Annotated in this window: 25 protein-coding genes and 1 riboswitch; of the genes, 17 read left to right on the forward strand and 8 right to left on the reverse strand. The window is 67.1% G+C overall.

Going from position 1 to position 24,217, the window contains the following annotated elements; all coding sequences use genetic code 11:
- Positions 1-3 precede the first annotated feature (3 nt).
- The 3 genes from gyrB to dnaA form a co-directional block, all read right to left on the reverse strand.
- Entirely contained in the window at positions 4-2,616 is a 2,613-nt protein-coding gene (gene gyrB, locus HHL11_RS02160; RefSeq protein ID WP_169416741.1) for a DNA topoisomerase (ATP-hydrolyzing) subunit B, read from the reverse strand.
- A 124-nt stretch (positions 2,617-2,740) separates the two neighbouring features.
- Positions 2,741-3,847: a DNA polymerase III subunit beta gene (gene dnaN / locus HHL11_RS02165; RefSeq protein ID WP_169416742.1), complete on the reverse strand. Its 1,107-nt coding sequence runs from the start codon at positions 3,845-3,847 to the stop codon at positions 2,741-2,743.
- A gap of 151 nt (positions 3,848-3,998) precedes the next feature.
- A complete protein-coding gene (gene dnaA, locus HHL11_RS02170) occupies positions 3,999-5,411 on the reverse strand; it encodes a chromosomal replication initiator protein DnaA (RefSeq protein WP_169416743.1) in 1,413 nt (470 codons plus the stop codon).
- A 184-nt stretch (positions 5,412-5,595) separates the two neighbouring features.
- Here dnaA and rpmH point away from each other — a divergent pair, with 184 nt between their 5' ends.
- The 9 genes from rpmH to HHL11_RS02215 all read left to right on the forward strand — a co-directional run bounded on the left by rpmH (position 5,596) and on the right by HHL11_RS02215 (position 11,997).
- Complete coding sequence (rpmH, locus tag HHL11_RS02175) at positions 5,596-5,730, forward strand: 50S ribosomal protein L34 (protein WP_027101598.1); 135 nt, start codon at positions 5,596-5,598, stop codon at positions 5,728-5,730.
- Between the two features lie 54 nt (positions 5,731-5,784).
- Positions 5,785-6,225 (forward strand): ribonuclease P protein component, encoded by a 441-nt coding sequence (locus HHL11_RS02180; RefSeq protein WP_169416744.1) that lies wholly within the window; start codon positions 5,785-5,787, stop codon positions 6,223-6,225.
- Positions 6,222-6,485, forward strand: coding sequence for a membrane protein insertion efficiency factor YidD (gene yidD, locus HHL11_RS02185; RefSeq protein ID WP_169416745.1), 264 nt, complete (start codon positions 6,222-6,224; stop codon positions 6,483-6,485). The genes HHL11_RS02180 and yidD overlap by 4 nt, the downstream gene beginning before the upstream one ends.
- The gene (gene yidC, locus HHL11_RS02190) at positions 6,482-8,206 is read left to right on the forward strand and encodes a membrane protein insertase YidC (protein ID WP_169416746.1); all 1,725 of its coding nucleotides are present in this window, start codon (positions 6,482-6,484) and stop codon (positions 8,204-8,206) included. The genes yidD and yidC overlap by 4 nt, the downstream gene beginning before the upstream one ends.
- 128 nt (positions 8,207-8,334) lie before the next feature.
- Positions 8,335-8,637 (forward strand): type II toxin-antitoxin system Phd/YefM family antitoxin, encoded by a 303-nt coding sequence (locus tag HHL11_RS02195; protein WP_169416747.1) that lies wholly within the window; start codon positions 8,335-8,337, stop codon positions 8,635-8,637.
- A gap of 6 nt (positions 8,638-8,643) precedes the next feature.
- Positions 8,644-9,024, forward strand: coding sequence for a type II toxin-antitoxin system RelE/ParE family toxin (locus HHL11_RS02200; RefSeq protein ID WP_169416748.1), 381 nt, complete (start codon positions 8,644-8,646; stop codon positions 9,022-9,024).
- Positions 9,025-9,026: 2 nt separating this feature from the next.
- Positions 9,027-10,406 (forward strand): tRNA uridine-5-carboxymethylaminomethyl(34) synthesis GTPase MnmE, encoded by a 1,380-nt coding sequence (mnmE, locus tag HHL11_RS02205; protein ID WP_169419874.1) that lies wholly within the window; start codon positions 9,027-9,029, stop codon positions 10,404-10,406.
- A 163-nt stretch (positions 10,407-10,569) separates the two neighbouring features.
- Complete coding sequence (locus HHL11_RS02210) at positions 10,570-11,061, forward strand: Crp/Fnr family transcriptional regulator (protein WP_169416749.1); 492 nt, start codon at positions 10,570-10,572, stop codon at positions 11,059-11,061.
- Between the two features lie 222 nt (positions 11,062-11,283).
- Entirely contained in the window at positions 11,284-11,997 is a 714-nt protein-coding gene (locus HHL11_RS02215) for a hypothetical protein (protein ID WP_240980135.1), read from the forward strand.
- A 12-nt stretch (positions 11,998-12,009) separates the two neighbouring features.
- Here the strand turns inward: HHL11_RS02215 and HHL11_RS02220 are convergent, their stop codons facing one another.
- Together HHL11_RS02220 and HHL11_RS02225 are read right to left on the reverse strand one after the other, a co-directional pair.
- The gene (locus HHL11_RS02220) at positions 12,010-12,567 is read right to left on the reverse strand and encodes an adenine phosphoribosyltransferase (RefSeq protein ID WP_169416751.1); all 558 of its coding nucleotides are present in this window, start codon (positions 12,565-12,567) and stop codon (positions 12,010-12,012) included.
- Between the two features lie 11 nt (positions 12,568-12,578).
- Positions 12,579-14,567: a cation:proton antiporter domain-containing protein gene (locus HHL11_RS02225; protein WP_169416752.1), complete on the reverse strand. Its 1,989-nt coding sequence runs from the start codon at positions 14,565-14,567 to the stop codon at positions 12,579-12,581.
- A 48-nt stretch (positions 14,568-14,615) separates the two neighbouring features.
- Here HHL11_RS02225 and HHL11_RS02230 point away from each other — a divergent pair, with 48 nt between their 5' ends.
- The 4 genes from HHL11_RS02230 to HHL11_RS02245 are packed head-to-tail and all read left to right on the forward strand — an operon-like array spanning position 14,616 to position 17,598.
- Positions 14,616-15,629 (forward strand): KpsF/GutQ family sugar-phosphate isomerase, encoded by a 1,014-nt coding sequence (locus tag HHL11_RS02230; protein ID WP_169416753.1) that lies wholly within the window; start codon positions 14,616-14,618, stop codon positions 15,627-15,629.
- 3 nt (positions 15,630-15,632) lie between these two features.
- Positions 15,633-16,175 carry a KdsC family phosphatase gene (locus tag HHL11_RS02235; protein WP_169416754.1) on the forward strand — a complete coding sequence of 181 codons (543 nt, stop codon included), beginning with the start codon at positions 15,633-15,635 and terminating at the stop codon, positions 16,173-16,175.
- Complete coding sequence (lptC, locus tag HHL11_RS02240; protein ID WP_425355179.1) at positions 16,172-16,822, forward strand: LPS export ABC transporter periplasmic protein LptC; 651 nt, start codon at positions 16,172-16,174, stop codon at positions 16,820-16,822. The genes HHL11_RS02235 and lptC overlap by 4 nt, the downstream gene beginning before the upstream one ends.
- The gene (locus tag HHL11_RS02245) at positions 16,819-17,598 is read left to right on the forward strand and encodes an SDR family oxidoreductase (protein WP_169416755.1); all 780 of its coding nucleotides are present in this window, start codon (positions 16,819-16,821) and stop codon (positions 17,596-17,598) included. Before lptC ends, HHL11_RS02245 begins: the two co-directional genes overlap by 4 nt.
- A 92-nt stretch (positions 17,599-17,690) precedes the next feature.
- Here the strand turns inward: HHL11_RS02245 and HHL11_RS02250 are convergent, their stop codons facing one another.
- From HHL11_RS02250 to HHL11_RS02260, 3 genes are all read right to left on the reverse strand, one after another.
- Entirely contained in the window at positions 17,691-18,185 is a 495-nt protein-coding gene (locus tag HHL11_RS02250; protein WP_169416756.1) for an RNA recognition motif domain-containing protein, read from the reverse strand.
- Between the two features lie 249 nt (positions 18,186-18,434).
- Complete coding sequence (locus HHL11_RS02255; protein ID WP_169416757.1) at positions 18,435-18,860, reverse strand: RNA recognition motif domain-containing protein; 426 nt, start codon at positions 18,858-18,860, stop codon at positions 18,435-18,437.
- A gap of 217 nt (positions 18,861-19,077) precedes the next feature.
- Positions 19,078-20,280 carry an ammonium transporter gene (locus HHL11_RS02260; RefSeq protein WP_169416758.1) on the reverse strand — a complete coding sequence of 401 codons (1,203 nt, stop codon included), beginning with the start codon at positions 20,278-20,280 and terminating at the stop codon, positions 19,078-19,080.
- 127 nt (positions 20,281-20,407) lie between these two features.
- Positions 20,408-20,588: riboswitch (yybP-ykoY riboswitch) on the forward strand.
- Between HHL11_RS02260 and HHL11_RS02265 the strand changes: the two genes are divergently transcribed.
- From HHL11_RS02265 to denD, 4 genes are all read left to right on the forward strand, one after another.
- On the forward strand, positions 20,589-21,146 hold the full coding sequence (locus tag HHL11_RS02265; RefSeq protein WP_169416759.1) for a TMEM165/GDT1 family protein: 558 nt from the start codon (positions 20,589-20,591) through the stop codon (positions 21,144-21,146). It begins immediately after the preceding riboswitch.
- A gap of 112 nt (positions 21,147-21,258) precedes the next feature.
- Positions 21,259-22,431 (forward strand): homoserine O-succinyltransferase MetX, encoded by a 1,173-nt coding sequence (metX, locus tag HHL11_RS02270; RefSeq protein ID WP_169416760.1) that lies wholly within the window; start codon positions 21,259-21,261, stop codon positions 22,429-22,431.
- Complete coding sequence (metW, locus tag HHL11_RS02275; RefSeq protein WP_169416761.1) at positions 22,428-23,012, forward strand: methionine biosynthesis protein MetW; 585 nt, start codon at positions 22,428-22,430, stop codon at positions 23,010-23,012. Before metX ends, metW begins: the two co-directional genes overlap by 4 nt.
- Before the next feature lie 193 nt (positions 23,013-23,205).
- On the forward strand, positions 23,206-24,216 hold the full coding sequence (gene denD / locus HHL11_RS02280) for a D-erythronate dehydrogenase (RefSeq protein ID WP_169416762.1): 1,011 nt from the start codon (positions 23,206-23,208) through the stop codon (positions 24,214-24,216).
- Position 24,217 lies beyond the last annotated feature (1 nt).

Consider the following 24,217-nt stretch of genomic DNA (forward strand, 5'->3'; position numbering starts at 1 on the left):
TATCTAGACGTCAATATTCGCCGCCCGCAGCGCATTGGTCTCAATGAAATCCCGCCGCGGCTCGACTTCGTCGCCCATCAACATCGTAAACACCCGATCCGCCTCGATCGCATCATCGATCTGCACCCGCAACAGCCGGCGCACATTCGGATCCATTGTGGTCTCCCACAGCTGCTCGGGGTTCATCTCGCCCAGACCCTTGTAGCGCTGACGCGCGGTCTGGCGCTCGGCTTCGGACAGCAGCCACTTCATCGCGGTGCGGAAGTCGCCGACCTTCTCCTCGCGCCCCTTGTCGCCCTCGCCGCGCTTCACCAGCGCGCCATCGGCCAGCAAACCGCGGAAGGTGTTGGCGGCCTCGGCCAGCGCCGCGTAGTCGGCGCCATGCACGAAGTCCTGCGTGATGACAGAAGACTTGATGTTGCCGTGGTGGCGACGCGAGATGCGCAGCACCGGCTTGTCGGCGCGAGCATCGAACTCACCGGCGACTTCGGCGGGCGCCGCATTCGTCAGCTTGTCGATCTCCTGCAGCTTCTCCTGCAGCTTCACCGCGCTGGCTTCCGCTTCGGCGACGGTGTCCAGGTTCAGCGCCACGCCGTCCGCGATCGCGCGCAGCGCCTCGGCATCCATGAAGCCGCCCAGGCGCGCGATCACGCTCTCGGCCACCTGGTGCTTGCGCGCCAGTTCCGCCAGCGTCTCGCCTTCCAGCACGCGGTTGTCCGCGCCGCCGGTCTCCACGCGCGCATGGTTCAGCGCGATGCGCAGCAGGAAGCGATCGAGCTCGCTGCCGTCCTTCAGGTACAGCTCCTCCTTGCCGGCCTTCACCTTGTACAGCGGCGGCTGCGCAATGTAGATGTGGCCGCGCTCCACCAGCTCGGGCATCTGGCGGTAGAAGAAGGTGAGCAGCAGCGTGCGGATGTGGGCGCCGTCCACGTCCGCATCGGTCATGATGATGATGCGGTGATAGCGCAGCTTGGCCACGTCGAAGTCGTCGGCCCCGCTCTTGCCGCTTTCGACGGCGGCCTTGCCGATGCCGGTGCCCAGCGCGGTGATCAGCGTGACGATTTCATTGGACGTCAGCAGCTTTTCGTAGCGCGCCTTCTCCACGTTCAGGATCTTGCCGCGCAGTGGCAGGATGGCCTGGAACTTCCGGTCGCGGCCCTGCTTGGCGGAGCCGCCGGCGGAGTCACCCTCGACGATGTAGATCTCGCACATGGCGGGATCCTTCTCCTGGCAGTCCGCCAGCTTGCCGGGCAGGCCCATGCCATCCAGCACGCCCTTGCGGCGCGTCATCTCGCGGGCCTTGCGCGCGGCTTCGCGCGCGCGGGCGGCTTCGATGATCTTGCCGACGATGATCTTGGCGTCGTTGGGCCGCTCTTCCAGGTACTCGGTCAGCTTGGCGGCCACCACATCCTGCACCGGGCCGCGCACTTCGCTGGAGACCAGCTTGTCCTTGGTCTGGCTGGAGAACTTGGGCTCGGGCACCTTCACGCTCAGCACGCAGGTGAGGCCTTCGCGCATGTCGTCGCCGCTGATTTCGACCTTGGCCTTCTTGGCCAGCTCGTTGACTTCGATGTACTTGTTGATGACGCCCGTCATTGCAGCGCGCAGGCCAGTCAGGTGGGTGCCGCCGTCCCGCTGCGGGATGTTGTTGGTGAAGCAGAGCACCTGCTCGTTGTAGCCGCTGTTCCACTGCATGGCCACTTCGACGCCGATCATGGTCTGCTGGTCGCTCTGCTTCTCGCCGATCGCGTTGAAGGCGTTCGGGTGCAGCACCTGCTTGCCCTTGTTGACGAAGTCGACGAAGCCCTTCACGCCGCCGGCGCCCGCGAAGTCGTCTTCCTTGCCGGTGCGCTCGTCCAGCAGGCGGATGCGCACGCCGTTGTTCAGGAACGAGAGTTCACGCAGGCGCTTGGCCAGGATCTCGTAGTGGAAGTCGTTGTTCTCTTTGAAGATCTCGGTGTTGTCCGGCAGGAAGTGCACCTCGGTGCCGCGCTTGTCGGTGTCGCCCACGATGTGCATCGGGCGGATCAGCGCCTTCTCGCCGTTGGGGCCGGTTTCCTCATGCACTTCGCCGCTCTTGACGACGAAGCCGCGGCTGAACTCCAGCTCGTGCACCTTGCCTTCGCGGCGCACCACCACGCGCAGCATCTTCGACAGTGCGTTCACGCAGCTCACGCCCACGCCGTGCAGGCCGCCGGACACCTTGTAGCTGTTCTGGTTGAACTTGCCGCCGGCGTGCAGCTCGGTCAGCGCGATTTCGGTGGCGCTGCGCTTGGGCTCGTGCTTGTCGTCCCACTTGATGCCGGTGGGGATGCCGCGGCCGTTGTCCACCACGCTGATGGAGTTGTCGGTGTGGATGGTGACGATGATGTCGTCGCAGTGGCCGGCCAGCGCTTCGTCGATGGAGTTGTCGACCACCTCGAACACCAGGTGGTGCAGGCCGGTGCCGTCCGACGTGTCACCGATGTACATGCCGGGGCGCTTGCGCACCGCCTCCAGGCCTTCCAGGATCTGGATGGAGCTGGCGCCGTAGTCCCCCGACACCCCGGCGGGGGGCACCGCGGGCTGGCCGGATTGGTCTTCGGGCGGGAGGGGGGTGCTGTTGTCTTGGGCCATAACCTGCTTTGTCTAACTCTCTTGCGCGGATTCCGTCTCGTAGGGTGCGCAGCTTGCTGCGCACCTGGCACCGCGCGTGGTGCGCAGCAAGCTGCGCACCCTACATGCTCACACCGTAGAGCGACTAGATGCGCATCGGCATCACCACGTACTTGAAGCTGTCGTTCTCGGGGATCGTGATCAGCGCCGAGCTGTTGGCGTCGGCCAGTTCCAGCTTCACCATGTCCTGGTCCATGTTGGCCAGGGCGTCGATCAGGTAGGTGACGTTGAAGCCGATCTCGATGGCGTCGCCGCCGTAGTCGATGTCGAGTTCGTCCACGGCCTCTTCCTGCTCCGCGTTGTTGCTGGCCACGCGCAGCGTGCCCGGCTCCAGGTTCAGGCGCACACCCTTGAACTTCTCGCTGGTCAGGATGGCGGTGCGCTGCAGGCTGGCCAGCAGCGGGGCGCGGCCCAGGGTCAGCGCGTTCTTGTGGTTCTTGGGGATGACGCGGTTGTAGTCGGGGAACTTGCCCTCGACCAGCTTCGTCACGAACTCCATGCCGCCGAAACCGAACTTGGCCTGGTTGTTGGCGAACTGCATCTCGATGGCGCCTTCGGCATCGGACAGCAGGCGCTGCAGCTCCAGCACCGTCTTGCGGGGCAGGATGACTTCCTGGCGGGGCACTTCCACGTCCAGCGTGGCGCTCGCAAAAGCCAGGCGGTGGCCGTCGGTGGCCACCAGCGACAGCGACTTGCCTTCGGCCACGAACAGGATGCCATTGAGGTAATAGCGGATGTCGTGCACCGCCATCGCGAAGCTCACCTGGTTCAGCAGGTCCTTCAGCGTCTTCTGCGGCACGCTGAACACCGGGCCGAAGCTGGGGGCTTCCTGCACCAGGGGGAAATCCTCGGCCGGCAGGGTCTGCAGCGTGAAGCGGCTCTTGCCGCCCTTCAGGATCAGCTTGTTCTGGGCGCTTTCCAGGCTGACCGTCTGGTCGCCGGGCATGGTGCGCAGGATGTCGATGAGCTTGCGCGCGCCGACGGTCGTCGTGAAGTTGCCCGTGTCGCCGTCCATGTCCGTGTTGGTGCGGATCTGGATCTCGAGGTCACTCGTCGTGAACTGCACGTTGTTGCCGGTCTTGCGCAGCAGCACGTTGGCCAGGATCGGCAGGGTGTGGCGCTTCTCCACGATCCCCGCCACCGACTGCAGCACCGACAGCAGTTTTTCTTGCGTTGCCTTCAGGACGATCATGTCTTCCTCGTTCGATCTTTGAAATACGGGCGGCGGCCCCCTCAGACCGCTATTTTCGCCTTTTTTGACAGGGACTTACCGCCTCGTGCGGTGCGCAGCGGAGCTGCGCACCCTACAGGCTTCCGGAGGCACCCACGTGGGGCGGCCGGCCTCATCCCTTGAGCGTCTGTTCCAGCACGTGCAGCTGCTGGTTCAGCTCGGTGACGTTCTGGCGTTCGGCGGAGATCTTGCGCACCGCGTGCAGCACGGTCGTGTGGTCGCGGCCGCCGAACAGCTCGCCGATTTCGGGCAGGCTCTTCTGCGTCAGCTCCTTAGCCAGGTACATGGCGATCTGGCGCGGGCGGGCGATGCTGGCCGGGCGCTTCTTGCTGTACATGTCGGCGACCTTGATCTTGTAGTAGTCGGCCACCGTCTTCTGGATGTTCTCGACGCTGATCTGCCGGTTCTGGATGGACAGCAGGTCCCGCAGGGCCTCCCGGGCCAGCATGATCGAGATTTCCTTCTGGTTGAAGCGGGAGTACGCCAGGATCTTGCGCAGCGCGCCTTCGAGCTCCCGGACGTTGGAGCGCACGTTCTTGGCCACGAAGAAGGCCACTTCCTCCGGCATTTCGGTGCCTTCGGCGCGGGCCTTGTTGATCAGGATGGCCACGCGCATTTCCAGCTCCGGCGGCTCGATGGCCACCGTCAGGCCCGAGTCGAAGCGGGAAACCAGCCGCTCGTGGATGTCCGCCAGGCCCTTGGGGTAGGTGTCCGACGTCATCACGATGTGGCTCTTCTTGGCCAGCAGGGCCTCGAAGGCGTTGAAGAACTCTTCCTGCGTGCGGTCCTTGTTGGCGAAGAACTGCACATCGTCGATCAGCAGCAGATCGAGGCTGTGATAACGCTCCTTGAACTCGTCGAAAGTCTTGCGCTGGTAAGCCTTAACCACATCCGACACGAACTGTTCGGCGTGGATGTAGAGAACTTTGCTTTGCGGCTTGTCGGCGAGCAGCCGATTGCCGACGGCGTGCACAAGATGGGTTTTCCCCAGGCCCACGCCGCCATAGATGAACAGCGGGTTGTACAGGTGGCCGGGCGTGCCGGCCACGTGCATGGCGGCGGCGCGGGCCATGCGGTTGGCCGTACCCTCCACCAGGCTGTCGAAAGTCAGTGCCGTATTCAGGCGGGTCTTGAAGGTGCCGCCGCCCGGTTCTTCTTCCGGCTCGGCTGCTTCGGCCACCGGAACATTGGCCGCGACCGCGGGCGCCGGGTAAGCCCTGACAACGTTTTCCCGCGGAGTGATGGCTAACTCGAGTTGCACCGGCTGGCCGTACAGCTTCTCCAATACGGCCGCGATGCGACCCGCATATTGGGCCCGGACCCAGTCCAGCTTGAACCGGTTGGCGACGAACAGCGTCACCCTGGAAAAGTCCTCGGTCACCTGGGCCGTCAGGGGCTTGATCCAGGTGTTGAACTGCTGCTCGGGGAGGTCCTGTGCCAGCTGTTCGACGCATGCCTGCCATAGGCTGTCGCCAGCTTCCAGACTGGGCGTCGCCGCCAGCCTGTTGTGTTGCCCCTCGCTCATGTAAGTCCCGTCGCTCCTGTGGATTAGTTTTGATGCGCGAAACGCCGCATTCTAGTTGATGACACCTTATCCACATAAGACCGTTCAGGCATGAAGTACTGCTTCTACAGGCCCATGGACATACCCGCCGGGTTGCCCGGACTCCTGGTTTCTGCGAGAATGCCGGGTTTCCCCGAGAACCACCATGAAACGCACCTACCAACCCTCCAAAGTGCGCCGCGCGCGTACCCACGGCTTCCTGGTCCGCATGAAGACCCGTGGCGGCCGCGCCGTCATCAACGCCCGTCGCGCCAAGGGCCGCAAGCGCCTGGCCGTCTAAGGCCATTGGGTCGCCCGCGCCATGCCGGCGCCCTGCCCTTTTGCCTGACCTGACGTGCACCGGTTCAAGACCCGGGCCCAGTTCGAGGCGACCATGGCAGGCGGCACCATTTCCCGGACGCCGCATTTCGTCCTGCACCGTGCAGGCCTCGATGTGCCGCCCACCGCGACAGGACCTGAGAGCGAAAAGCGCCAGGTCCTGTTTGCCGTTTCCGACCAGCCCTGGATCGGAGCAGTGGTGCCCAAGCGCTGGGCCAAACGGGCAGTCACCCGCAATGGCATCAAGCGGCAGATCTACAGCGTGAGCGCAGCGTTCGAGCAGCGCCTGCCCCGTGCCGCCTTCGTCGTGCGGCTGCGGCAGGACTTCGCGCGCGCGCAATTCCCCAGCGCCTGGTCGCCCGCGCTGGGCGCCGTCGTGCGCGCAGAATTGCTGCAGCTGTTTTCCCGCGTTGTCATTCCGGCGCAGGCCAGGATCCAGGGGGAGCAGCCGCAATGAAACGCGTCCTCATGGCCGTGGTCCAGGCCTATCGCTTGATCCTCTCCCCCTGGCTCGGCAACGCCTGCCGCTTCACGCCCACCTGCTCCGCCTATTCCCTGCAAGCGCTGGAAAGGCATGGCGCCGCCGCGGGCGCCTATCTCACGGTTGCGCGCATCGCGCGCTGCCACCCCTGGTGCGACGGCGGGCTCGACCCCGTGCCCGACGCACCGCCCCGGCTGTTCACGCGCTGGGGCCTTCATGAAAAGAAGCATCCATGACTGACATCCGCCGCACCATCCTCTGGGTGATCTTCGGCTTCTCCCTGGTCATGCTGTGGGACCAATGGCAGGTCTACAACGGCAAGCCGGCGACCTTCTTCCCCAGCGCGACCAAGCAGCAGACCGCGACGGCCCCGACGCCCACGGGCGCGGCCAGCGTGCCGGCGCCCATCGCCAATGCGGGCGGCGTGCCCGCCGCGACGACGGCCACGCCTGGCGTGCAGCCGCCCGTGGCCACGCCCGGCGCCCCCGCGGCCGCCCCGCGCGAGCGCTTCACCGCCAGCAACGACGTGATGAACGTGACCTTCGACACCGAAGGCGCCACCGTCGTGCGCACCGAGTTCCCGCACATCCGCGGCGACGCCGGCGCGCCCACCTTCGTGCTGATGGACCAGAGCCCGGACCGCATCTACCTGGCGCAGACCGGCCTGATCGGCGGCGACTTCCCGAACCACAAGACGGTGATGACGCCCGTGGCCGGCCCGCGCACGATGCCGGAGGGCCAGAACGAACTGCAGGTGCGCTTCGAGTCGCCCGTGATGGGCGGCGTGAAGGTGGTGAAGACCTTCACCCTCACCCGCGGCTCCTTCGCGGTCGGCGTCAAGCACGAGATCGTCAACGTCGGCACGACGCCCGTGTCGCCGCAGCTGTACCTGCAGCTGGTGCGCGACGGCAACAAGGCGCCCGGCGGCTCGTCCTTCTATTCGACCTTCACGGGCCCGGCTGTCTACACCGACAGCGCCAAGTTCCACAAGGTCACCTTCGAGGACATCGAGAAGGGCAAGGCCGAAGTCGACAAGAACTCCGAGACCGGCTTCGTGGCCATGGTGCAGCACTATTTCGCCAGCGCCTGGATCCTGCCGGACGGCGTGAAGCGCGAGAACTTCGTGCGCAAGGTGGACAACAACCTGTACGCCGTCGGCATGATCACGCCGATGACGATCGCGCCCGGCGCGACGCAGACCGTCTCCTCCAAGCTGTACTCCGGCCCCGAGGAAGAGAAGAAGCTCGAAGCGCTGGCCACCGGCCTGGAGCTGGTCAAGGACTACGGCTGGCTGAAGATCCTGGCCAAGCCGCTGTACTGGCTGCTGACCACCATCCACAGCTTTGTGGGCAACTGGGGCTGGTCGATCATGCTGCTGGTGCTGCTGATCAAGGTCTGCTTCTACTGGCTGCAGGCCAAGGGCTACGAGAGCATGGCCAAGATGAAGGCCATCAACCCGCGCGTGATGGCGCTGCGCGAACGGCACAAGGACAACCCGCAGCAGATGCAGCAGGAGATGATGCGCATCTACAAGGAGGAGAAGGTCAACCCGCTGGGCGGCTGCCTGCCGATCTTCATCCAGATCCCGGTGTTCATCGCGCTGTACTGGGTGCTGCTGTCGTCCATCGAGATGCGCAACGCGCCCTGGATCCTGTGGATCCACGACCTGTCGTCGCCCGATCCCTTCTTCATCCTGCCGGCGGTGATGACGCTCACCTCGCTGCTGCAGACGGCGCTGAACCCGGTGCCGCCGGACCCGATGCAGGCCAAGATGATGTGGATCATGCCGCTGGCCTTCTCGGTGATGTTCTTCTTCTTCCCGGCCGGCCTGGTGCTGTACTGGATCACGAACAACGTCCTGTCGATCGCCCAGCAATGGCTGATCAACACCCGCATGGGCGTGCCGCCGGAATTCAACCTGCCGAAGTTGTTCGGCAAGGCGGCGGAGAAGAAGTAACGCCTTTGGCGCCGCTGTAGGCTGGGTTCGCGAGAGCGACCCCAGCCCTCGAGAAGCAAAGAAAAGCGGCCGAAAGGCCGCTTTTCTTTTACACTATCCTTTAACGAGTTCCTTAACGGAGAAGCGCCATGGGCGTACGCGCCGCCGACGTTGTGCCGATCAGCGAAGCCAGGGCCCGCCTGACGGAGCTGGCGGAGGATGTTGTCGGAAACGGCAGCGAGAAAGTGCTGACGAAGAACGGCGCCAGTTACGTCGCACTGGTGGATGCGCGGAAGCTGGACTATTACCACGCACTCGAAGCGGAGCATGGCAACTTGGTCCTCCTGCAGGGAGCCGTCGACGGGCTCGAAGATCTCGCTGCCGGAAGGGTCCTGGAAGGCGCCGAAATCGATCGAGCCCTGGCTGCCCCGAAGCCGCGCAAGAAGGCTTGAAGCCACGTGCCCCTGCCCGCCAATGCGCGCGTCCTGGTCGCGCACTCCCTGGTCCGCGACGTCCAGGCGGTGCACGAATTCCTGGTCGCGCAGGACAGCACTTCCGCCGAACATCGGCAAGCCCTGCTGCTGCAGCAGCTGAATGAGGCCCGCGAGCAACTTGGCTGGAACCCCGCGTTGGGCCGGCCGGCCAGGTGCATGGAGGCGCGCTCCGCGAAGGGCGCTCAACTTGCTGCTCGCGTCGCCGCGCTGGCTGCGACGCACAAGGTGCCGCACGTGCGTGAGCTTGTCCTCAAGCCCTATGTGCTGCTGTACGCGCATAGCGACAAAGAAGTTGTCCTGCTGGCGCTGAAGCACGAACGCCAGCAGATGTTCAAGCTCGAATGACCATGCTCGCCCGCCTCGACCAACCCATCGCTGCCATCGCCACCGCCCCCGGCCGCGGCGCGGTCGGCATCGTGCGTGTCTCGGCCAAGTCGGTTCAAGCCGTCATCGAAGCCGTCTGCGGCCGCGCGCTGAAGCCGCGCGAAGCCACCTACCTGCCCTTCAGGTCCGCCGACGGCAGCTTCATCGATCAGGGCATCGCCATCCACTTTCCCGCCCCGAACTCGTACACGGGCGAGGACGTGCTGGAGTTGCAGGCGCACGGCGGGCCGGTGGTGCTGCAGCTGCTGCTGGCGCGCTGCCTGGAAGCCGGTGCCGGCATGACTTTGCGCGTGGCGGAGCCGGGCGAATTCACGCAGCGCGCCTTCCTCAATGGCAAGCTCGATCTGGCGCAGGCCGAAGCCATCGCGGACCTGATCGACGCCAGCACCGAAGCGGCGGCGCGCAGTGCGACGCGTTCGCTGGCCGGCGAGTTCTCGCGTGAGATCCACGTGCTGCGCGATGCGCTGATCAACCTGCGCATGCTGGTCGAAGCGACGCTGGACTTTCCCGAGGAAGAAATCGACTTCCTGCAGAAGGCCGATGCCGATGGCCAGCTGCAACGCCTGCAATTGAAGCTGGGCGAAGTGCTCGAACGCGCGCGCCAGGGCGCGCTGCTGCGCGAAGGCCTGCACGTCGTCATCGCGGGCCAGCCGAATGCCGGCAAGAGTTCGCTGCTGAATGCGCTGGCCGGCGCGGAGCTCGCGATCGTCACGCCGATTCCCGGCACCACGCGCGATGTCGTGCGCCAGACCATCCAGATCGAAGGCGTGCCGCTGCACGTGGTGGACACGGCGGGCCTGCGCGAGGGCGCCGACCAGGTGGAGCAGATCGGCATCGAACGCGCCTGGGGCCAGATCGAGAAGGCCGACGCCGTGCTGTTCCTGCACGACCTCACGCGCGCCGATGCGCCGGACTATCGCGCAGCAGACGATGCCATTCGCGCGAAGCTGCCGGAGGACGTGCCGGTCGTGGACGTCTGGAACAAGCTCGATGCGCAACCCCTCGTCATTCCCGCGCAGGCGGGAACCCAGGGCTCCCTGAGCCTGTCGGCCAAGACTGGCGCAGGTCTCGACACGCTGCGCAAGCAACTCCTGGCCATCGCCGGCTACCACGCCGCGCCCGAGGGCGTCTTCATCGCCCGCGAGCGCCACCTGCATGCATTGCGCCGTGTCGATGCGCACTTGATGGAAGCGGCGGCCCTCTTGGCGCAGCAAGCGCAAGCCCTCGACCTGCTCGCCGAGGAACTGCGGCTCGCGCAGAACGCGCTCAATGAAATCACCGGCGAATTCAATGCCGACGACCTGCTCGGCGTGATATTCAGCCGCTTCTGCATCGGCAAGTGATGCACAGGACTGCGCAGCGCTTGCCGTTCGTTCCAGTAATTTGACCGTTCGTCCCGCGACGCGACAAGCGCGCGTAACGGTAGGCGGGGGCAACGGTATCTCGTGTAATGGGTGCCTTACAAAGCTTGTGCTACCCCCGTACCGGCCCTTAGTGTTGGAGTGTATGAACGCACCGCTCCGCACTCCGATCCACTTCGACGTCCAAGGTCTCGTGCACGCAAGCGCGCACAACCAGTCGCTCGACGCGTTCCATCCGGCCTTGCCTTCCAAGCAGTGGGAGCTGCTCGGAACTTACCTGCAGCCCTTCGCACTGCAGCCGGGGCAGGTGCTGATCGAACAGAACGCCAACGATCGCACCGTGTACTTCGTCGAGACCGGCAAGCTCACGGTGCACTACGAAGACGACAAGGGGCGGCTGCGCCTCGCCTCGGTGGAAGCGGGCTCCGCGGTGGGCGAAGGTGCGTTCTTCAGCCGCAATCCGCGTGGCGCTACGGTGCAGGCCGCGACGGCCTGCAAGATCTGGTCGCTCACGCCGATCCGCTTCACGGAACTGTCCAACCGCCAGCCGCAGCTGGCGCTGGAGGTCGCGATGGCACTCGGTTCACTGGTCTCTCGCCGCCTGGCCAACCGGCCGAAGCGCGTGGCTGTGACTTGAACGCAGCGCCGCGACAACAACTTTCTCACGCTGTCACACCGCTCGCATGAGGGAGACCGCCGCCCGGTCGAAAGCCCGTCCCCATCCCGGGGCCGCCGGCCTACACTGAGGCAGCGGGAAATAAAAGCACTACAAGCAACACCGCCAGAAAGACTCACGATGTCGCTGTTCGACTGGTTCGGATCCAGGAAGAAACATCATCACGATGCGCAGGCATCCGTGATGCCCAGTTCCGGGCTCTCGCGCCTGGATTCCACCAAGCCGTTCGGCCAGACGGCCCACGCTGCGCGGGCGCAGCCGGCCAACCGCAAGCAGGAGCGCCTGACGCGCCGCGAGCAGCTCTATGCCGTCGTGCGCGAAGCCATGGTGCGCGCCGGCGTGCTGTCCTCCACGTACAAGTTCAAGGTGCTGTCGCTCGACGCGCGCGGCCAGCAGTTCCTGGTGATGGTCGACCTGGCCCAGGGCTCCGGCGCCGACATGGTGCGGCTGGCCGAGATCGAAGCCATGATCGCGCAGCAGGCCAAGTCGCGGCACCAGATCATGGTGACCTCGGTGTACTGGCGCGCCAACGAACACGTGGCCGTTGGTGACCCGGCGGCGCGCGCGCATCCGCAGCATCACCCGGCGCATGGCCACGGCCATGGGCTGCGCGCCGCGCCTTCGCGGCCGGCGCCGCTCGAAGCGCGTGCCGAAGCCATCTCCGGTCCCGCGCAGCTGCATGCAGCGCAGGGTCCGTCACCGGACGAAGTGGCGGCTTTCAAGCGCGCGCTGTCGGCCAGCGTGCGTGGCGAGAAGGCGCTGTCCTCGGTGTCGCGCGGCAAGCCGGACGACAAGCAGCGCTATGCCCTGCTCACGGGTTTCGAGGACACCGAGATGCCGTCGCAGCACGGCGACGAGCCGGATCTCTCCGGCACGCAATACGGCGAATTGCGTTGAAGGCGGCGGGGCTCAATGCCCCGCGAAGTGGACGAAGGTGAAGACCTCGAGTCCGCCTTCCTTCAAGCGCGCCGACCCGCCCAGCTCCGGCAGGTCGACGATCGCCACGCCCTCGATCACCGTCGCGCCCAGCTTCTCCAGCAGCTTCTTGCCGGCCATCATGGTGCCGCCGGTGGCGATCAGGTCGTCGATCAGCAGCACGCGCTGGCCCGGCTTGACGGCGTCGGTGTGCAGTTCCACCGTCGCACTGCCGTACTCCAGCTCATAGGTTTCCTCCACCGTCGTGAAGGGCAGCTTGCCCTTCTTGCGGATCGGCACGAAACCCACGCCCAGCTCGTAGGCCACCACCGAGCCCAGGATGAAGCCGCGGGCGTCGAGGCCTGCCACGACATCGGGCCGGCGGTCCATGTAGCGGTGCACGAAAGCGTCGATCAGGACGCGGAAGGTCTTCGGGTCCTGCAGCAGCGGGGTGATGTCGCGGAACTGCACGCCGGGCGCCGGCCAGTCCGGCACCGTGCGGATCTTGCTGCGCAGGTAGTCGTTGACGCCTGCATTGAAATCGTCGGTCATGGCCATGATTGTCATCCTCCGAGCAGCGCCTGTTCCGCCATCGCCAGCGGCTCGGGCCGGCCCGAGAGCACCAGCGTATCGCCGTCCTTCAGCGCCGGGTCGGTGGCCGGGTCCACGGTGTGGCCGTTGCTGCGGCGCAGGCTCACCACGCGCACGCCCTGCGCCAGCAGCGCCAGCTCGCTCAGGTTGCGGCCCAGGCCGCCTGCTTCGCCGGTCAAGGTGACGGTGGACAGGCGTTCCTGCTCCTGGTCTTCCGAGGTCTTGTCGTCGTCGGCGCCGTGGAAGTAGCCGCGCAGCAGGTTGTAGCGCGCGTCGCGCTGGTTCTGCACGGTGCGCAGCACGCGCCGCATCGGCACGCCCACCAGCGCCAACGCGTGGCTGGCCAGCATCAGCGAGCTTTCCAGCGTCTCGGGCACCACCTCGGTGGCGCCGGCGGCCGTCAGCCGCTCGAGGTCGTGGTCGTCCTGCGTGCGCACGATCACCGGCACGCTAGGCGCGTGCGAGCGCGCCTTGTCCAGCACTTTCAGCGCGCCGGGCACGTCGAGGTAGGTGATGACCAGCGCGCTGGCCCGGCCCAGGCCGGCGGCGATGAGCGCCTGCAGCCGCGAGGCATCGCCGAACACCACCTGGTCGCCCGCCGCCGCGGCCTGGCGCACGCGGTCCGGGTCGAGGTCCAGCGCGATGTAGGGGATGTTCTCCTGCTCCAGCATGCGCGCCAGGTTCTGCCCGCAGCGGCCGTAGCCGCAGATGATGACGTGCTTGTTGGCGTTGATCGAGCGCCGCGCGATGGTCGTCATCTGCAGCGACTGCATCATCCATTCGCTGGCCACCAGCTTCATGACGATGCGGTTGCTCCACTGGATGATGAAGGGCGTGGCCAGCATCGACAGCACCATGCTGGCGAGGATGGGGTTGATGAGCCCCGCCGGGATCAGCTTCTGCTGCTGCGCCATCGCCAGCAGCACGAAGCCGAACTCGCCGGCCTGCGCCAGGTAGAGGCCGGTGCGCAGCGACACGCCGGTGGTGGCGCCGAACACGCGCGCCAGCACCGTCACCAGCAGCAGCTTGAAAGCCACCGGCGCCAGCAGCAGCAGCAGCACCAGGCCCCAGCGTTGCAGCACCGGGTGCCAGTCCAGCAGCATGCCGATGGTGATGAAGAACAGGCCCAGCAGCACGTCGTGGAAGGGCCGGATGTCGGCCTCCACCTGGTGCTTGTATTCGGTCTCGGAAATCAGGATGCCGGCGACGAAGGCGCCCAGCGCCAGCGACAGCCCCGCCATCTCGGTGAGCCAGGCCAGGCCCAGCGTCACCAGCAGCAGGTTCAGCACGAACAGTTCCTCGCTCTTGCGCCGCGCCACCAGGGTCAGCCACCAGCGCATCAGGCGTTGGCCGCCGGTCAGCAGGATCGTCAGCAGCACCGCGGCCTTGGCCAGCGCGATGCCGATCTCCTTGGCCAGCACCTCGCCCGGGCTGCCCAGGGCCGGGATCAGCACCAGCAAGGGCACCACCGCCAGGTCCTGCAGCAGCAGCACGCCCATCACGCGCTTGCCGTGCTCGGAGTCCAGCTCCAGCCGGTCCGACATCAGCTTCACGACGATGGCGGTGCTGCTCATGGCCAGCGCGCCCGAAAGCGCCAGCGCCGTCTGCCAGCCCATGCGCCATTGGCCTGGCAGCAGCCAGGCCAGCAGCACGGCGCCCAGGGTCGCGGGCACGATGGTCAGCAGCACCTGGAACAGGCCCAGCCCGAACACGTGGCGCCGCATCGCGCGCAGCTTGGAGAGGTTGAACTCCAGGCCGATCACGAACATCAGGAACACCACGCCGAATTCGGCCAGGTGGCGCACGCCGGCCGAATCGTCGGCCAGCGCCAGCGCGTTGGGCCCGATCAGGACGCCAACGGCCAGGTAGCCCAGCATGGGCGGCAACTTCAGGGAACGGAACGCGACGACGCCCAGCACCGCGGCCACCAGATACACCAGCGTCAACTCGAGGGCGGACATATGTCCCTATCCTATCTGCCCATCCGCCCCCGCCCCTAAAATCCCGGGATGAATCTTGCTACCCCCCCGTCCACGGCCAGCCCTGCCGGCTTCGACCGGGACCGCGCGGTGCGGCTGGCCCACGAGACCTTCGACATCGAAGCGGCCGCCGTGCAGGGCCTCAAGGCCCGCTGCGGCGACAGCTTCGCGCAGGCGGTCGAGGCCATGCTGGCCGTGCAGGGACGGGTCGTCGTCATGGGCATGGGCAAGAGCGGCCACGTGGGCCGCAAGATCGCCGCCACGCTGGCGTCCACCGGCACCGCAGCCATGTTCGTGCACCCGGCCGAGGCGAGCCACGGCGACCTGGGCATGATCAAGCCGGTCGACCTGGTGCTGATCATCTCCAACGGCGGCGAGAGCGACGAGATCACCGTCATCCTGCCCGTGCTCAAGCGCCTGGGCGCCCCGCTGGTGGCGATGACCGGCAACGCCAAATCGACGCTGGCGCGCCACGCCGACATCGTGCTGGATTGCGGCGTCGACAAGGAAGCCTGCCCGCTGAACCTGGCGCCCACCGCCAGCACCACGGCGCAGCTCGCCATGGGCGATGCCCTGGCGGTCGCCCTGCTCGACGCCCGCGGCTTCCAGGCCGAGGACTTCGCCCGCTCGCACCCGGGCGGCGCGCTGGGCCGCAAGCTGCTGACGCACCTGAGCGACGTCATGCGCACCGGTGAGGCTGTGCCGAGCGTGCCGCCGGACGCCGAGTTCCCCGCGCTGATGCGCGAGATGAGCCGCAAGGGCCTGGGCGCCTCGGCCATCGTCGACGCAGCCGGCCGCGTGCTGGGCATCTTCACCGACGGCGACCTGCGCCGGCTCATCGAGCAAGGCATCGACCTGCGCGCGATGAAGGCGCGCGACGTCATGCACGCCGGCCCCAAGACCATCCGCGACAACGCGCTGGCTGCCGAGGCGGCCCAGCAGATGGAGCAGTTCCGCATCACCAGCGTGCTGGTGGTGGACGCGGACGGCATTCTGGTCGGCGCCGTCAACAGCAACGACCTGATGCGGGCTAAAGTCATCTAAAGCATGTCGCCCGCAGTCCAATTCCCGCCCGAGCTCCTGCTTGCGGCGCAAGGCATCAAGCTCGCCTTCTTCGACATCGACGGCGTCCTCACCGACGGCGGCCTGCTGATGTCGGCCGAAGGCGAGACGCTCAAGCGCTTCAACATCCTCGACGGCCTGGGCCTCAAGCTGTTGCAGCGCGCCGGCATCACGCCGGCCGTCATCACCGGCCGCGATTCGGCGCCGCTGCGCAAGCGTCTGCAGGCGCTGGGCGTGACCAACGTGCACTACGGCACCGAAGAGAAGCGCCCGGCCGCCGAAAGCGTGCTGGCCCAGCTGGGGCTGGACTGGTCGCAGGCCGCCGCCATCGGCGACGACTGGCCCGACCTGCCGGTGCTGCGCCGGTGCGCCTTCCCTGTGGCGCCGGCCAACGCGCATGCCGAGGTGCGCGCCGCGGCCCGCTACGTGACGCAGGCGGCCGGCGGCCACGGCGCCGCGCGCGAGTTCTGCGACCTGTTGCTGGTGGCCTCGGGCCAGTACGCGCGCCTGCTGGAGGACTACCGGTGACGCCGCTGCGCGGCTTCGCCCGCGCCGTCGACCGCCTCACCATCTACCTGCCCGTCATCCTGATGGGCCTGCTGGCGCTGGGCACCTACTGGCTGGCGCGCAACACGCCCACGAGTGGCGCGGCCCCGGTGCAGGAGGCGCCCACGCACGACCCGGACTATTTCCTGCGCGGCTTCTCGGTGAAGTCCTTCGACCCCAACGGCCGGCTGAAGACCGAGATCCGCGGCACCGAAGCTCGTCACTTCCCCGACAACGACACGCTGGAGATCGACCAGCCGCGCATGCGCAGCTTCAGCGAGACGGGCGCGCTGACCACCGGCACGGCCGATCGCGCGCTCAGCAACTCGGATGGGTCCGAGGTGCAGCTGTTCGGCAATGCGATCGTCACGCGCCAGAGCAACGACGCCAAGGGCAATGCCCAGCCCAAGCTGGAGATCCGCAGCGATTTCCTGCACATCTTCGGCAACACCGAGAAGGTCCGCACCAACAAGCCGGTGGTGCTGACCCGTGGTGACGACCGCTTCGCGGGCGATTCGCTGGACTACGACAACCTCGACCGCGTGCTGGAACTGCACGGGCGCGTGCACGGCGTCATCCAGCCGCAGCCCGCGAGTCCGGGCGCCACTGCGCCGGCGAAGGCCCCATGAGCGCGGGACCGCTGGTCTTCATCACGGGCGCGTCCAGTGGCATCGGCCAGGCGCTGGCCTGGCGCTACCACCAGGCCGGCTGGCGGCTGGCGCTGGTGGCGCGGCGGACGGCGGAGATCGAGGCCTGGGCGCGCGGGGCGGGCATCCCGGCGGAGCGCTGGCGCGTGTACGGCGCTGACGTCGCGGACAGCGCCAGCATCATCGGCGCCGCCGAGGCCTGCATCGCCGCGCAGGGTTTGCCGGACACGGTGATCGCCAACGCGGGCATCAGCGTCGGCATCGACACCGCGGAGCGCGAAGACCTGGCCGTGCTGGCGCGCACCTTCGCCACCAACAACATCGGCCTGGCCGCCACCTTCCACCCTTTCGTGAAAGCGATGCGCGCGCGCGGCAGCGGCCGCCTGGTGGGCATCGCCAGCGTTGCCGGCATCCGCGGGCTGCCGGGGCACGGCGCCTACTGTTCCAGCAAGGCGGGGGTCATCAGCTACTGCGAGAGCCTGCGCGGCGAGCTGCGAGGCAGCGGCGTGAAGGTGGTGACCATTGCGCCGGGCTACGTCGATACGCCGCTGACGCAGAAGAACCGCTACGGCATGCCCTTCCTGATGCAGCCGCAGGATTTTGCCGAGCGCGCCTTCCGCGCGGTCGAGGCGGGCGTGAGCTACCGCGTGATCCCCTGGCAGATGGGTGTGGTGGCGAAGCTGATGCGCCTGTTGCCCAACGCCCTGTTCGACCGGCTGCTCGTGGGCCGCGCCCGCAAGCCCCGGCAAGCGCAGTAGCCGACAAAAAAAGCTCCCCGCGGGGAGCTTTTTTGTTGGGGCTGTCGGCCCGCAGGCTGGGTTGCGCGCAGCGCACCCCAGCGAAGCGTCACTCAGTAGCTGCCGCCACCGCCGCCGCCATAACCGCCGCCACCGCCGGAGCGGCCACCGCCACCGCCGCCGCGCGGGCCGGCGCCGTACGGGCTGCGGAAGCCGCCGTCCTGGCCGCCACCACCGCCACCGGAGCGGCCACCGCCGCCGCCATAGCCGCCACCGCCGGAGCGGCCACCGCCGCCACCGCCACCGTAACCGCCGCCACCACCACCGCCGCCGCTGCCGCCGAAGCCGCGCGGACGCTGCTCCATCGGGCGCGCTTCGTTGACCACGACGCTGCGGCCGCCGAGCGACTGGCCGTTCATGCCGGTAATGGCGGCCTGCGCTTCGGCGTCGCTCGCCATTTCGACGAAGCCGAAGCCCTTGGAGCGGCCGGTTTCGCGCTCCATCATGACCTTGGCACTCGTGACCTGGCCGAACTGGCTGAACGTCTGTTCGAGATCGCTGTCGCGTACTTGGTAGGGCAGGTTGCCTACGTACAGTTTGTTGCCCATCAACGGGACTCCTGGTAAGACATAACGGACTTGTTCGCGATGGAGTCCCGAAAACGCATTCGACCTACGGAAGCGAAAGGCAACTTTTCACCGCAACCCGCGTGTAAAGCTTGATCACGCTGGGCCATTATTAAGCAGATCACCACATGGCACGCAAGAGGCGAAGCGCGCGGTGCTGCGAAAAAACAAAAGGGCCCTGAGGCCCTTTGTTTGCATTTTCCGGGAAATTCGTTCGAATTTCCGGAGCAATCAGTAGCGGTCGCGGCCGCCACCACCGTAGCCGCCGCCGCCGCCGCCGCCGTCGCCACGGCCACCGCCGTAACCACCGCCGCCGCCTTCACGCCGGCCACCACCGTAGCCGCCGCCGCCGCCGAAACCACCACCACCACCGCCGCCGCCGGCGCCACCGAAGCCGCGGGGACGCTGCTCCATCGGGCGGGCTTCGTTGACCACCAGCGCACGGCCGCTGTGCATCTGGCCGCTCATGCCCTGGATGGCGGCTTGCGCCTCAGCGGGGCTGCCCATTTCGACAAAGCCGAAACCCTTGGAACGACCGGTGTCGCGCTCCATCATGACACGGGCGCTGGTGACGGTACCGAACTGGCTGAAAGCCTGCTCGAGGTCGCTATCGCGGAAAGAGTAGGGAAGGTTCCCCACGTAAAGTTTGTTGCCCATTACGGGACTCCTGGATCAAGAAACGCGGAAAGCGATGGAGTCCGCAAGACGCAATCAACGAACCACGCGAGACCGACAAACACCGCAAACAATGGTACGCACCTGCGCACCACTACCCTGGATTATGCGACGAGAACGCAAATCGTTGCACTAGGGCTGCCCCGGATGCTTCATTCGGATGAGGCATTTAGGCGTCCGCGCCACTGTCTGGGCCCCGTCACCAGCTCGCTTCGCGTTCCGGCGTGGCCCCGATCCGGTGGATCGACAGGTCCGCGCCCTGGAATTCCTGCTCCGGCGACAGCCGCAGGCCCAGCACCTTTTTCAGGGTGCCGTAGACGATGAAGCCGCCCACCAGCGCCCAGGCCACGCCCAGCAGGCTGCCGAATACCTGGGCCAGGAAGGACACGCCGCCCAGCCCGCCCAGCGCCTTGCTGCCGAAAATGCCCGCCGCCAGGCCGCCCCAGAGGCCGCACAGGCCATGGAGGGGCCAGACGCCCAGGACGTCGTCGATCTTCCAGCGGTTCTGGGTCAGCGTGAACATGACGACGAAGATGGCGCCGGCGGCGCCCCCCGTGATGAACGCCCCCACCGGGTGCATCAGGTCGCTGCCCGCGCACACGGCCACCAGGCCGGCCAGCGGCCCGTTGTGGACGAAGCCGGGGTCGTTGCGGCCCAGGGCCAGCGCCGCCAGGGTGCCCCCCACCATGGCCATCAGCGAATTCACGGCCACCAGGCCGGAAACCTTGTCGATGGACTGCGCGCTCATGACGTTGAAGCCGAACCAGCCCACGGTGAGGATCCAGGCGCCCAGCGCCAGGAAGGGGATGTTGGACGGCGGGTGGGCCGACATCGCGCCGTCCTTGCGGTAGCGGTTGCTGCGCGCGCCCAGCAGCAGCACGGCGGGCAGCGCCAGCCAGCCGCCGACGGCGTGGACCACGATGGAGCCGGCGAAGTCGTGGAATTCGGCGCCGGTCACGGACCGGATCCAGGCCTGGATGCCGAAGCGCTGGTTCCAGGCCACGCCCTCGAACAACGGATAGACCACGCCGACGATGACGGCCGTGGCGATCAGCTGCGGGCCGAAGCGGGCGCGTTCCGCAATCCCGCCCGAAATGATCGCCGGGATGGCCGCGGCGAAGGTCAGCAGGAAGAAGAAGCGCACCAGCCCGAAGCCGTGCTGCGCGACTAGCTGGTCGGCGCTGACCAGGAAGCTGGTGCCATAGGCCACCGCGTAGCCGACCAGGAAGTAGGCGACGGTGGAAACCGAGAGGTCGCTGAGGATCTTGACCAGGGCGTTGACCTGGTTCTTCTTGCGGACGGTACCGAGTTCGAGAAAGGCGAAACCGGAGTGCATCGCCAGGACCAGGATGGCGCCCAGCAGGATGAACAGGACGTCCGAGCCCTGTTTTAGTGCTTCCATAAAACCTCTTTGGATGGAAATGCTGTGTTTTGGTGCGTTCTTGGCCGTTGGTCGGCTTCTTGCACCAATGGCAAGCAATAAGTGCGCCAGAAGTGTGCAGGCTTCCGCTCAGCTTCGGGTTAGAATGCGGGCTGTCATTGGGGAGTAGCCTCCGTCCTTCTGCGACGGCCCTGCGTCAACAGACTTGGAACCCCGGTTCCATGGCGCAGGCGGACCTTTCGGTTTGGCGAGACCTTTGGCTGCGCAGCCTCCGTTTCAGGCCGGGGAAGCTGTGCGGTCATTGCGTGCTCGAACCGGCCGGAGTTCCCATGGAAGCCTTCCTCGTCTCCACCGGTATCGTCGCCCTCGCCGAAATGGGCGACAAGACGCAGCTGCTGTCGCTGGTTCTCGCCACCAAGTTCCGCCGTCCCTGGCCCATCGTTGCGGGCATCTTCGTTTCGACGCTCGTCAACCACGGCCTGGCCGGCGCGGTCGGCGCCTGGGTCACCCAGATGCTGGGCCCGGACATGCTGCGCTGGGTGCTGGGCGGCTCCTTCATCGCCATGGCGATCTGGATGCTGATCCCCGACAAGCTGGACGAAGACGAAGCCGAGACCAAGCCGCGCTTCGGCGTGTTCGGCGCGACCGTCATCGCCTTCTTCCTGGCCGAGATGGGCGACAAGACGCAGGTGGCCACCGTCATGCTGGCCGCGCGCTTCGACGCCTGGGCCAGCGTGGTCGCCGGCACGACGCTGGGCATGATGCTGGCCAACGTGCCGGTCGTGTTCTTCGGCGAGGCCATCACCCGCAAGGTGCCCATCAAGGTGGTGCACTCCATCGGGGCAGTGGTGTTCCTCGTGCTGGGCGTGTTGGCGCTCATTCACTAGCCGCTATACTGTTTCCACAGCGCCGATTTGCCTCGCTTGCGGGCGCTCAATAAATGCCGCTAAAGTCCGCCCGAACCCGGGCCGCTTCAGCGGCGCCGGGTTTTTCTTTTCCATGACGCTCATCGCCCATCCCCAGGCCATGCAGTTCGACGCGCCGCTCCCGCTGCAAAGCGGCGCGCAGATCCGCGGCTACTCGCTGGCCTACGAGACCTACGGCACGCTCAATGCCGACCGCAGCAACGCGGTCCTGATCTGCCATGCCCTGAACGCCTCGCACCACGTGGCCGGCGTGTACCCCGGGCAGGAGCGCAGCGAAGGCTGGTGGGACACCATGATCGGCCCCGGCAAGCCGGTGGACACCGACCGCTTCTTCGTCATCGGCGTCAACAACCTCGGCTCCTGCTTCGGCAGCACCGGGCCCATGCACGTGAACCCGGACACCGGCCGCGTCTACGGCGCCGACTTCCCGGTGGTCACGGTGGAAGACTGGGTGAACGCGCAGGCGCGCCTGCTCGATGGCCTGGGCATCGAGCAGCTGGCCGCCGTGATGGGCGGCAGCCTGGGCGGCATGCAGGCGCTGTCCTGGACCCTGCAGTACCCGCAGCGCTTGCGGCATGCGGTGGTGGTGGCGAGCGCGCCCAACCTCACGGCGGAGAACATCGCCTTCAACGAGGTGGCGCGGCGCGCCATCGTCACCGACCCCGATTTCCACGGCGGCAACTTCTACGAGCACGGCGTGGTGCCCAAGCGCGGCCTGCGCATCGCGCGCATGGTGGGCCACATCACCTACCTGTCGGACGACGTGATGAACGAGAAGTTCGGCCGGCAACTCCGCAACGGCCTGCTCGCGTACACGACGCAGGACATCGAGTTCCAGATCGAGAGCTACCTGCGCTACCAGGGCGACAAGTTCAGCGACTACTTCGACGCCAACACCTACCTGTTGATCACGCGCGCGCTGGACTACTTCGACCCGGCGATCCGCACCGAAGGCAACCTGACCAAAGCGCTGGCCGCCGCGCGCGCCAAGTTCCTGCTGGTGAGCTTCACTACGGACTGGCGCTTCTCGCCGGGGCGCAGCCGCGAGATGGTCAAGGCGCTGCTGGACAACCACCGCGACGTCAGCTACGCCGAGATCGACGCGCCGCACGGCCACGACGCCTTCCTGCTGGAGGACCCGCAGTACCTGGCGGTGGTGCGGGCCTACTTCGAGCGCATCGCCAGCGAGCCGGCGATGACCGACGCGCCGGTGGTGCGCGACCTGCCCGCGGGAGCCGTCCTGTGACCGATCGCGCCACCCTCAAGATCATTGCGGACCTGGTGCCGCAGGGCTCGCGCGTGCTGGACCTGGGCTGCGGCGACGGCGCCCTGCTCGACTTCCTGCAGCGGGAGCGTGGCTGCAGCGGCTACGGCATCGAGATCGCCGACGAGAACGTGCTGGCCTGCGTCAAGCGCGGCGTCAACGTGATCCAGCTGAACCTGGACCAGGGCCTGAAGATCTTCGAGGACGACAGCTTCGACGTCATCCTGCAGATCGACACGCTGCAGCACCTGCGCAATGCCGAGACCATGCTGCGCGAGACGGCGCGCGTGGGCAAGCTGGGCATCGTCGCCTTCCCCAACTTCGCGCACTGGCCCAACCGGCTGTCGATCGTCCGCGGCCGCATGCCGGTGACCAAGCGCCTGCCCTACCAGTGGTACGACACGCCCAACATCCGGGTCGGCACCTTCAAGGACTTCGAGGTGCTGGCGACGCGCAACCGGCTGTCCATCCTCGATGCCTTCGGGCTGCAGGACGGCGAGGTGCGGCGCGTACTGCCCAACCTCACGGCGAGCACGGCGGTGTTCAAGTTCGAGCGGGGCTAAGGCGGAAGGCGGACTTCCGGACGCAGAAGACGGAGGCGGACTTCCGGACGCAGAAGACGGAGGCGGACTTCCGGACGCAAAGGACGCGAAAGCACGCAAAGGTCGCAAAAGAAATCCAGATGAATTTTTTGCGGCCTCTGCGCAACCTTTGCGTCCTTTGCGTCCGGAAGTTCTCTCGCGCTATCCTGCGCGCATGAACATCCTCATCACCGGGGGCGCCGGCTTTCTGGGCGCCCGGCTGGCGCGGGCGCTGCTCGCGGCGGGCAAGCTGTCGCTGCGGGGCGCGCCGGCTCGCGCGATCGAAAGCATTACGCTGGCCGACCTCGGCCCGGCGCCGGCCGATCTCGCGGCCGACCCGCGCGTGCGTTCCGTGCGGGGCGACCTGCTGGAGCTGGTGCAGCGGCGCGACCTGCCGGCCGCGGGCACGGACCTGGTGTTCCACCTGGCCGCCGCGGTCAGCGCCGAATGCGAGGCCAATTTCGACCTCGGCATGCGCAGCAACCTCGACACCACGCGCGCGCTGCTGGAAGCCTGCCGCGCGCTGGGCAGCAAGCCGTTGTTCGTCTACACGAGCTCGCTGGCCGTGTTCGGCCAGCAGCCGGGCGGCAAGCCGATGGGCCGCGTGGGCGACGACAGCCTGCCGACGCCGCAAGGCAGCTACGGCATCCAGAAGTTCATCGGCGAGCAACTGGTGGCCGACTTCGCGCGCAAGGGCTTCCTCGTGGGCCGCAGCGTGCGGCCGATGACGGTGAGCGTGCGTCCGGGCCGGCCCAACGGCGCGGCCTCCGGCTTCTTCAGCGGCATGATCCGCGAGCCGCTGGCCGGCGTGCAGGCGCGCGTGCCGGTCGGGCCCGAAACCGTGGTGGCGATCGCCTCGCCCACCCGCACCGTCGAAGGCTTCATCCGCGCCGCCGAGGCCAGCGACGCCGACTGGGGGCCGCTCACCGCGATCAACCTGCCCTCGCTGACAACGACCGTCGGCGAAATGGCCGCCGCACTCGAACGTGCCGGCGGTCCCGCCGCGCGTGCGCTGCTCGATTGGACGCCCGATCCCGCCGTCGAACGCCTCGTGCGCAGCTGGCCGGGAGAAATCACCTGGGACCGCGCCCGCGTGCTGGGCCTGCGGGCCGATGCCGATTTCGATGCGGTCGTGCGCCAGTACATCGCCGAGAACCCCGAAGCCGTGCGTCTCACGGTCCGCTGAC

The sequence above is a fragment of the Ramlibacter agri genome, assembly GCF_012927085.1.
Lineage (GTDB): Bacteria > Pseudomonadota > Gammaproteobacteria > Burkholderiales > Burkholderiaceae_C > Ramlibacter > Ramlibacter agri.

Bases quoted from the DNA above. Each gene is read 5' to 3' on its own strand.
- gyrB (WP_169416741.1), bottom strand. From the start codon at position 2,616: ATGGCCCAAGACAACAGCACCCCCCTCCCGCCCGAAGACCAATCCGGC.
- dnaN (WP_169416742.1), bottom strand. From the start codon at position 3,847: ATGATCGTCCTGAAGGCAACGCAAGAAAAACTGCTGTCGGTGCTGCAG.
- dnaA (WP_169416743.1), bottom strand. From the start codon at position 5,411: ATGAGCGAGGGGCAACACAACAGGCTGGCGGCGACGCCCAGTCTGGAA.
- rpmH (WP_027101598.1), top strand. From the start codon at position 5,596: ATGAAACGCACCTACCAACCCTCCAAAGTGCGCCGCGCGCGTACCCAC.
- yidD (WP_169416745.1), top strand. From the start codon at position 6,222: ATGAAACGCGTCCTCATGGCCGTGGTCCAGGCCTATCGCTTGATCCTC.
- yidC (WP_169416746.1), top strand. From the start codon at position 6,482: ATGACTGACATCCGCCGCACCATCCTCTGGGTGATCTTCGGCTTCTCC.
- HHL11_RS02195 (WP_169416747.1), top strand. From the start codon at position 8,335: ATGGGCGTACGCGCCGCCGACGTTGTGCCGATCAGCGAAGCCAGGGCC.
- mnmE (WP_169419874.1), top strand. From the start codon at position 9,027: ATGCTCGCCCGCCTCGACCAACCCATCGCTGCCATCGCCACCGCCCCC.
- HHL11_RS02210 (WP_169416749.1), top strand. From the start codon at position 10,570: ATGAACGCACCGCTCCGCACTCCGATCCACTTCGACGTCCAAGGTCTC.
- HHL11_RS02215 (WP_240980135.1), top strand. From the start codon at position 11,284: ATGCCCAGTTCCGGGCTCTCGCGCCTGGATTCCACCAAGCCGTTCGGC.
- HHL11_RS02220 (WP_169416751.1), bottom strand. From the start codon at position 12,567: ATGACCGACGATTTCAATGCAGGCGTCAACGACTACCTGCGCAGCAAG.
- HHL11_RS02225 (WP_169416752.1), bottom strand. From the start codon at position 14,567: ATGTCCGCCCTCGAGTTGACGCTGGTGTATCTGGTGGCCGCGGTGCTG.
- HHL11_RS02230 (WP_169416753.1), top strand. From the start codon at position 14,616: ATGAATCTTGCTACCCCCCCGTCCACGGCCAGCCCTGCCGGCTTCGAC.
- HHL11_RS02235 (WP_169416754.1), top strand. From the start codon at position 15,633: ATGTCGCCCGCAGTCCAATTCCCGCCCGAGCTCCTGCTTGCGGCGCAA.
- HHL11_RS02245 (WP_169416755.1), top strand. From the start codon at position 16,819: ATGAGCGCGGGACCGCTGGTCTTCATCACGGGCGCGTCCAGTGGCATC.
- HHL11_RS02250 (WP_169416756.1), bottom strand. From the start codon at position 18,185: ATGGGCAACAAACTGTACGTAGGCAACCTGCCCTACCAAGTACGCGAC.
- HHL11_RS02255 (WP_169416757.1), bottom strand. From the start codon at position 18,860: ATGGGCAACAAACTTTACGTGGGGAACCTTCCCTACTCTTTCCGCGAT.
- HHL11_RS02260 (WP_169416758.1), bottom strand. From the start codon at position 20,280: ATGGAAGCACTAAAACAGGGCTCGGACGTCCTGTTCATCCTGCTGGGC.
- HHL11_RS02265 (WP_169416759.1), top strand. From the start codon at position 20,589: ATGGAAGCCTTCCTCGTCTCCACCGGTATCGTCGCCCTCGCCGAAATG.
- metX (WP_169416760.1), top strand. From the start codon at position 21,259: ATGACGCTCATCGCCCATCCCCAGGCCATGCAGTTCGACGCGCCGCTC.
- denD (WP_169416762.1), top strand. From the start codon at position 23,206: ATGAACATCCTCATCACCGGGGGCGCCGGCTTTCTGGGCGCCCGGCTG.